Below are 7,730 nucleotides of genomic sequence, written 5' to 3'. Positions count from 1 at the left end.
GGCGGGCCGGCCCAGGATCTCCTCCTCGATCCGGCGCGCCTCGGCGTCGATGCCGGCCTGGTCCGCCGGTGCCTGCCCGGCGTTCCCGGCGCCGGCAGGTGCGGAAGGCTGCCGGGCGGACGCCGCTGCGGCAAGCTTTTCGTAGGCGGAGACGCTGTCCACCACCGGCCCGTATTTGGGCAGCAGCGCGGAGGCCCGGACAATCTCCTCCACCCGCCCGGCGGGGGAGGGGCCCATGGTGGATTCGGGGGAGCACAGCCTGGTCCAGGCCACCGGGGTGGGGGCGCCGCGTTCGTTCATGACGGTGACCGCCGCCTCGCCGATCCCGGCGGTGGTCAGCACTTCTTCGAGGTCGTAGTCGCTGACCGGGAAGGTGGAGACGGTGGCCTTCAGTGCCCGGGCGTCGTCCGGGGTGAACGCCCGCAGGGCATGCTGGATGCGGTTGGCCAGCTGGCCGAGTACGTCGTCGGGCACGTCCTTGGGGGTCTGGGTCACGAAGAACACGCCCACGCCCTTGGACCGGATCAGCCGTACCGTGGTCATGATCGAGTCCAGGAAGGCCCTGGAGGCGTTGCGGAAGAGCAGGTGCGCCTCGTCCAGGAAGAACACGAGCCTGGGCTTGTCCGCGTCCCCCACCTCGGGCAGTTCGGCGAACAGGTCGGCGATCAGCCACATCATGAAGGTGGAAAACAGTGCCGGCTTGGCTTGCAGCGTCGGCAGCTCCAGGCAGGAGATGATGCCGCGCCCGTCGTCCGCCACGCGCAGCAGGTCCGCCGTGTCGAAGGAGGTTTCACCGAAGAACTTGTCCATGCCCTCGGCCTCCAGGCTGACCAGTTCGCGCAGGATCACGCCGGCGGTGGCCTTGGACAGCCCGCCGAGCCCCTCGAGGGCGGCCTTGCCCTCGGCCGAGACCAAAAACTGGATGACCGCCCGCAGATCGGCGAGGTTGTACAGCTCCAGGTCGTTGCGGTCCGCGTAGTGGAAGACCAGCTGCAGGCTCGATTCCTGGGTTTCGTTCAGGTCCATGACGCGGGAGAGCAGCAGCGGGCCGAAGTCCGAGATCCGGGCGCGCAGCGGCACGCCCCGGCCGTCCCCGCCGAGCGAGAAGTATTCGACCGGGAAGGACCTGGCCGCCCAGGCCTGGCCGACGCTGCGGGTGCGGGCCAGCAACTTCCCGCTGCCGGCGGAGGCGGTGGACAGCCCGGTCAGGTCGCCCTTGATGTCGGCCAGGAAGACCGGGACGCCATGGGCGGAGAGCTGTTCGGCGATGACCTGCAGAGTGATCGTCTTGCCGGTGCCGGTGGCCCCGGGCGATGAGGCCGTGGCGGTTCATCATGGCCAGCGGCAGCCGGACCGCCGCCTCGGGGTGGACCTCGCCGTCCACCAGCGCCGCACCCAGATGGACCGCAGCTCCTTCGAAGGTGTAGCCGCGCCGGATCCGTGCCACCTGGTCCGCGGCGGAGATGCCCGTCATGGGTGCCAGCGTACACACCGGACTGCCGGGACGGCAGCCCCGTCAGGCCAGCAGCCAGGCCAGCAGCATCATCGCCGGGACGGCGACGATGGTGGTCAGCAGCACGGTGTCCTTGGCAATGACAATGCCGCGTTCGTACCGGGCGGCGGTGACGAAGACATTCTGCGCCGTCGGCAGGGCGGCCAGGACGACGGCGGAGAAGAGCAGGTGCCCCTCCAGGCCGAGCACGAAGTACGCCAGCAGCCAGGCCAGCACCGGCTGCAGGAAGAGCTTGAAAGCGGAGGCGGCGACGACGTCGGCCCGCCGCCCGCCGTCGGCCTGCAGCGGACGTGAGCCGTTGAGCGAAATCCCGAAGGCTATCAGCATGGCCGGCACGGCCGCCCCGCCGATCAGGCGGATCGGTTCCATGACCAGGTCCGGAGGCTGCCAACCGGTGGCCGCGAGCGCCAGGCCGATGCCGGTGCCGATGAGCACCGGGTTGCGGAGGATCTGCGCCGCGAAGCCCGGCAGGGTGGTGCGGTGCCGGGTGGCGGCCGAATCCAGCACCATCAGGAACAGCGGGGTGAAGAAGGCCAGCTGGAAGATCAGCACCGGCGCCACCAGGGAAGCGTCTCCGAGCACATAGGCCGCCACCGGAATGCCCAGGTTCGCCGAGTTGACCAGCGAGGCGGACATGGCCCCGACCATGGTTTCGCCCAGGCTGCGGCGGAACCAGAATTTCGCCAGCACCGCGTAGACGGCGGCGGTCGCGATGGCGCTGGCGGCGGCCACCACGAGGGTGTCCGAGAAGATGACGGCCAGGCTGGAGCGGCTCAGCGTCTCCAGCAGCAGGCAGGGGCTGGCCACGAAGAATGCCAGCCGGCTGAGCGCCCGGCTGCCGTCGGGACCGAGGACGTTGGCGCGGCCGGCGAAGAAGCCGACCAGAATGACCACCCAGACAACGGAAAACCCCGCAAGTACCGCCAGCACCGCGGCTGTCCGGGCGCGTTACTTGACGGCGAAGGGCGGGCGCACGAATTCTTCGCTGAGCGCCTCGGCGGGATCGGAACCCAGCTGGACGATCTTGTTGTCCGCGCCCACGTGGACCACCTTGGGCACGAAGGCCCGGGCTTCCTCGGTGGTCATGGCCGCATAGGTGATCAGGATGACGATGTCGCCCTCGTGGATCAGGTGCGCGGCCGCGCCGTTGATCCCAATCACGCCGGAGCCGCGCTCGCCGGCAATGGTATACGTTTCGAGCCGGGCACCGTTGGTGACATCCACGATGGACACCAGCTCGCCGGGCAGGATGTCGGCGGCGTCGAGCAGGTCCAGGTCCACGGTGACGGAACCGACGTAGTGCAGATCGGCGTGCGTGACGGTGGCCCGGTGGATCTTGGATTTAAACATTGTGCGGTTCATCGCTCATCAGTTTAGCCCGTGCCCGCAGTGCCGCGGCCATTCATGAAGGCAGGAACCATGAAGGCGGAAAGGCAAAAGAGAGAGCGGGCGACGGGAATCGAACCCGCGTGTCCAGCTTGGGAAGCTGGCGCTCTACCATTGAGCTACGCCCGCGTGAGGGGCAGGCCCCTCGGGTACAACGCCATTTAGCTTACCCTAGTTCGCGGCTAACCTTGAACCCGGACACGCTGGCGCTCGCGGGCCAGCCCGATTTCCTCCTTCCGCGCGGCCTCGGCCTCGGAGGTCAGGGCCCGGCCCGCTTCGGCGTCGCGGGTCAGGTTCCCGCCGGTCTCCGGGTCGAAGAGGTGGATCCGGCGGGTGTCCAGCCACAGTTCGGCCGGCCGGCCGCCGCGGATCCTGCTGGATGCATCCAGCGTGACCACAATCTGCGGGCGCAGCTCCTCGGCGTCCATGTCCCGGGCCAGGCCCTCGAGGAGCTGCCGGATTTCCGCGGACGGATCGAAGCTGATGTAGCCGTACTGCTCGTTGCCCAGCCATTCCGAATGCGTCAGCTGCGCCGTGAAGGTGTAGCCCCGGCTGCGCTTGGCGGGATCGACGAGCGTGGCGTCCTCGAAGTGTTCGGGCCGGATGCCGGCCAGCACCACCGGCCGGCCGGCGGCAGCCTGCGCCTTGTCCGCCGAGATCGGGATCTCGCCGACGGGGGTCTGCAGCACGCCGCCGTCCACGGCGGCCGGCAGGAAGTTCATCGACGGCGAGCCGATGAAGCCGGCCACGAACAGGTTCACGGGCTGGTCGTACAGTTCCCGGGGCGAGGCGATCTGCTGGAGGATGCCCTTCTTGAGCACCGCCACCCGGTCGCCCAGCGTCATGGCCTCCGTCTGGTCATGCGTGACGTAGACGGAGGTGACGCCCAGCCGGCGCTGCATCTGGGAGATCTCCGAGCGCATCTGGCCGCGCAGCTTCGCATCCAGGTTCGACAGCGGCTCATCGAAGAGGAACGCATCGGCGTGCCGGACGATGGCCCGCCCCATGGCTACCCGCTGGCGCTGGCCGCCGGAGAGGTTGGCCGGCTTGCGGTCCAGGTGTTCGGTCAGCTCCAAGGTCCTGGCCGCCTCCGTCACCCGGTCCCGGATCTCCTGCTCGCTGTGCTTGTTCTTCGCCAGCCGGAGCGGGAAGGCGATGTTCTCGAACACCGTCAGGTGCGGATAGAGGGCGTAGTTCTGGAATACCATCGCCAGGTTGCGGTCCCGCGGCGCCTTGTCATTGACGCGTTCGCCGTTGATCAGCAGGTCGCCGGAGGTGATGTCCTCCAACCCGACGATCATGCGCAGCAGCGTGGACTTGCCGCAGCCGGACGGGCCGACCAGGATGATGAACTCGCCGTCGGCAATGTCGATGCTCACGTCGTTCACGGCCGGGAAGCCGTCGCCGTACTGCTTCACGATGTGGCTGAGGGTAATGGATGCCATGATCCGAATCCTTTCTGCGGAAGCTGGTCAGCCCTTGACGGCGCCCTGGGTGAGGCCGGAGACAATCCGGCGCTGGAACAGCACCACCAGCAGCACGACCGGAATGGTGACGATGATCGCGGCGGCTGAAATCGCCCCCGTGGGCGCCTCGAACTGGGAGGCACCGGTGAAGAAGGCCAGCGCGGCGGGGACGGGCCGGGCGGCCTCGGTCGAGGTGAGCGAGATGCCGTAGACGAAATCGTTCCAGGCGATGAAGAAGGCGATGATCGCCGTCGTGAACACCCCCGGGGCCGCCAGCGGCACGACCGCCTTCCGGAAAGCCTGCCACGTCGTCGCCCCGTCCACCTGCGCCGCCTGCTCGAGCTCCCAGGGAATCTGCCGGAAGAAGGCTGCCAGCGTCCAGATCGAGATCGGCAGGGTCAGCGACAGGTAGGGGATGATCAGCCCCGGCCAGGTGTCGTAGAGCCCGATGCTGCGCCAGACGTTGAACAGCGGGGTCACGATGGAAATCACCGGGAAGATGGACACGGCCAGCGCCGTGGTGAGCACCAGCTTCTTGCCGGGGAAGTCCAGCCGGGCGATGGCGTAGGCGCACAGGGTGGCCAGCACCACGGCGATGAAGGTGGCGATCAGGGCGATCCCGATGGAGTTGCGCAGCGCGCTCAGGAACAGTTCCTGCGCGTCGCCGACGAGGATTTGCTCGTAATTGGCAGTGCTCCAGTTCTCCGGCAGGAACTTGCCGGAGGTCAGCTCGCTGGGGAGCTTGAAGGAGGTGGCGAAGATGGAGGCGACGGGGAAGAGCGCGTAGAGCAGGACCAGGACCGTAACGACGGACCAGGCCACGCGCCCGCGGGTCGACGATCTGTTCATGGTTTACCTGCCCCCTCTCGCGCCGGCCAGGTCCACCCTGAACAGCTTGATGGCGATAAAGCAGATCAGCAGGACGCAGACGAACAGCACCACCGAGATTGCCGACCCGAGGCCGATCTCCAGCCGCCCGATGGAGGTGCGGTAGGCGAGCAGGGACAGCACCTCGGTGCCGTAGGCGCCCCCGGTCATGATGAATACGTTGTCGAAGATGCGGAAGGCGTCCAGCGCGCGGAAGAGCACCGCCACCATGATCGCCGCCTTCATGTTGGGCAGGATGACCCGGCTCATCCGCTCCCACCAGGTGGCGCCGTCCACCTCGGCGGCTTCCGTCAGTTCGTCCGGCACCTGGGCCAGGCCGGCCAGCAGCAGCAGCGAGATGAACGGGGTGGTCTTCCAGATTTCCGACGCGATGATCACGGACAGCGAGGTGCCCGTCTGGGCAAACCAGTTCAGGTCCGGGCCGATGCCCGGCACCCAGTCGAACCAGTGGTTGACAAAGCCGGAATTGATGTCGAAGGCATAGAACCAGGCGAAGGCCGACACCACCGTGATGATCCCGTAGGGGACTAGGATCGCCGTGCGCAGCCACCCGCGCACGGCCTTAAGCGCCTTGTGCATCACCAGCGCCAGGGCAAAGCCCAGGACCAGTTCCACGACGACGGTGACAACGGTGATCAGCAGCGTGACGCCCAAGGCCTGCCAAAACACCCCGTCGGAGAGGATCACGCCGTAGTTGCCCAGCCCGATGAACCGCCGGTCATCCGGGGCGGTGAGGCGGAACTTGAACAGCGAGTCGAACAGGGCCTGCAGGATCGGGTAGAGGGTGACGGCCAGCATGACGACGAACGCGGGGCCGGCGAGCAGCCAGCCCAGGCGCCGTTCGGCCCTGGTCCGTGCGCTGCCGCGCTCCTGCGCCGCCTTTGCCTGCGTCCTGGCCCCGGTCCGGGTGTTGACGGTGGCGGTCACAGCAGTTTCTCCCCTCTGAGTACCGCAAGGATGAACTCCGCGGTGGAGTGGTGCGTGGACTGCGGATCCACGGCGCTGGGCGGGGTCCAGTGCTGTTGGATGCCGGTGGAGACCTCGTTGTAGTAGGGAGTCTGCGGGCGCGGTGCCGACAGCTCCAGGGATTCCCTGATGGTCTGCGCCATCGGGAAGGCGTCCGCGACCCGGGGATCTTCGTAGGCCCGGGTGTTCGACGGCGGGTTGCCGTTGGTGAGGAAGTAGTCCGCCTGGTTTTCCGGGCTGACGATGCACTCGATGGCCTGGTAGGCCAGGTGCGGATGACGGCTGGCGGCGCCGACACCGAGGTTGATGCCGCCCAGCGGGGGTGCCGACGGACGGTCCGGGTCGATCCGCGGGTACAGGCCCCAGCCGATGTCCTCCGGCAGCGACGCGTCCAGGCCGCCGTTCTCGACGGCGGCATTGGTGGCGGGCCAGACGAAGGGCCAGTTCACCATGAACGAGCCTTGGGCACCCTGGAACAGGATCATCGAGTTGTTCTCGTCCTGGGTGGGCAGGCCCGGGCCGCCGAGGCCCTCGGCGCCGATGGTGGACACAATGTCGGCCGCCTTGGCGCCCGCTTCGGATTCCAGCCCGAGCTGGATCCGGTCTGCGGAGGCCTCGGGATTGACAATAATCCGGCCTCCGGCGGATTCGATCAGCGCATTGACCCACACAGTCATGGATTCGGCCCGCGCGCCCTGCACGCCCAGGAACTTCTGCTGCTTCCGGGCGGCATCGATGATCTGGTCCCAGGTCACCGGCCGCGACATGTCCAGACCGGCCGCCTCGGCCACGGACTTGCGGTACCAGAGCAGCTGCGTATTGGCCCAGAACGGGACCGTGACCAGTTCGCCCTTCCACCGGGCTCCGGCCAGTGCGCCGTCGACGACGCCCCGGGAGGTGCGCCGGGCCGTTTCCTTCGGGACGGGGGCCAGGAAGCCGGGCTCGGCCAGTTCCGGGATGAACGGCGGGTCCAGGCTCATGATGTCCAGGGACGTGTCCCCGGCGGCCAGGCGCCGGGCCAGCTGTTCGCGCTGGGAGGCGGCGTCGTTGGGCAGCAGCGAGGTCTCGATCCGGTACCGGCCGCCTGCCTCCCGGGTGCACTCTGCCGCGATGGATGCCTGCCCGCCGGCGTCGGGGTTGATGTACCAGGTGAGGGTCGGTGGCCCGGCTTCAGCGGCACAGCCACCCAAGGCGAGGGTTCCGGCCAGCAGCGCGGCGCCGGGGAACCCGAACCGCCGGCACAGCCCGGTCCTGCGTGTTCGCTTACGGAACATTGGTACTGCGCCTCCACATCCTTGTAGATTCCTCGTAGACGGCCAGATTGCGCACTCCCACGGGCCACCAGCACTCGGCAACCTTGCTAGCGACCATAGGGCCCGCTTGTGGTTTGCGCCACAGACCGTGCCCGTGGCCTCACGAAAACGATGCGAAAAAACGGACGGCGAAGAAGACCAGATGGCCAAAAACTGCCCGCGGAATCCGCCCGTGGCAGGATCGTTCCGTGACGCTCA

The 7,730-nt window shown here is 67.9% G+C and carries 6 protein-coding genes, 1 tRNA gene and 1 pseudogene; all 8 read right to left on the bottom strand.

Annotated elements, in window-relative coordinates; genetic code table 11:
- Nucleotides 1-1,474, bottom strand: a pseudogene (locus tag ACFQ36_RS07575) (helicase HerA-like domain-containing protein); the annotation flags it as partial.
- 42 nt (nucleotides 1,475-1,516) lie between these two features.
- A complete protein-coding gene (locus ACFQ36_RS07570) occupies nucleotides 1,517-2,443 on the bottom strand; it encodes an AEC family transporter (protein WP_377012207.1) in 927 nt (308 codons plus the stop codon).
- 18 nt (nucleotides 2,444-2,461) lie between these two features.
- The gene (gene panD / locus ACFQ36_RS07565) at nucleotides 2,462-2,875 is read right to left on the bottom strand and encodes an aspartate 1-decarboxylase (protein ID WP_377012204.1); all 414 of its coding nucleotides are present in this window, start codon (nucleotides 2,873-2,875) and stop codon (nucleotides 2,462-2,464) included.
- An 82-nt stretch (nucleotides 2,876-2,957) separates the two neighbouring features.
- Nucleotides 2,958-3,028, bottom strand: a tRNA-Gly gene (locus ACFQ36_RS07560).
- A 53-nt stretch (nucleotides 3,029-3,081) separates the two neighbouring features.
- Entirely contained in the window at nucleotides 3,082-4,344 is a 1,263-nt protein-coding gene (locus tag ACFQ36_RS07555; protein ID WP_377012202.1) for an ABC transporter ATP-binding protein, read from the bottom strand.
- 27 nt (nucleotides 4,345-4,371) lie between these two features.
- The gene (locus ACFQ36_RS07550) at nucleotides 4,372-5,214 is read right to left on the bottom strand and encodes a carbohydrate ABC transporter permease (RefSeq protein WP_377012199.1); all 843 of its coding nucleotides are present in this window, start codon (nucleotides 5,212-5,214) and stop codon (nucleotides 4,372-4,374) included.
- Nucleotides 5,215-5,217: 3 nt separating this feature from the next.
- Nucleotides 5,218-6,180: a carbohydrate ABC transporter permease gene (locus tag ACFQ36_RS07545; protein WP_377012197.1), complete on the bottom strand. Its 963-nt coding sequence runs from the start codon at nucleotides 6,178-6,180 to the stop codon at nucleotides 5,218-5,220.
- Entirely contained in the window at nucleotides 6,177-7,493 is a 1,317-nt protein-coding gene (locus ACFQ36_RS07540) for an extracellular solute-binding protein (protein WP_377012195.1), read from the bottom strand. The genes ACFQ36_RS07545 and ACFQ36_RS07540 overlap by 4 nt, the downstream gene beginning before the upstream one ends.
- Nucleotides 7,494-7,730 lie beyond the last annotated feature (237 nt).

The sequence above is a fragment of the Arthrobacter sp. GCM10027362 genome, assembly GCF_042679445.1.
In the GTDB taxonomy this organism is placed as follows: Bacteria; Actinomycetota; Actinomycetes; order Actinomycetales; family Micrococcaceae; genus Crystallibacter.
This window is presented reverse-complemented; position numbering and strand designations above follow the sequence as displayed.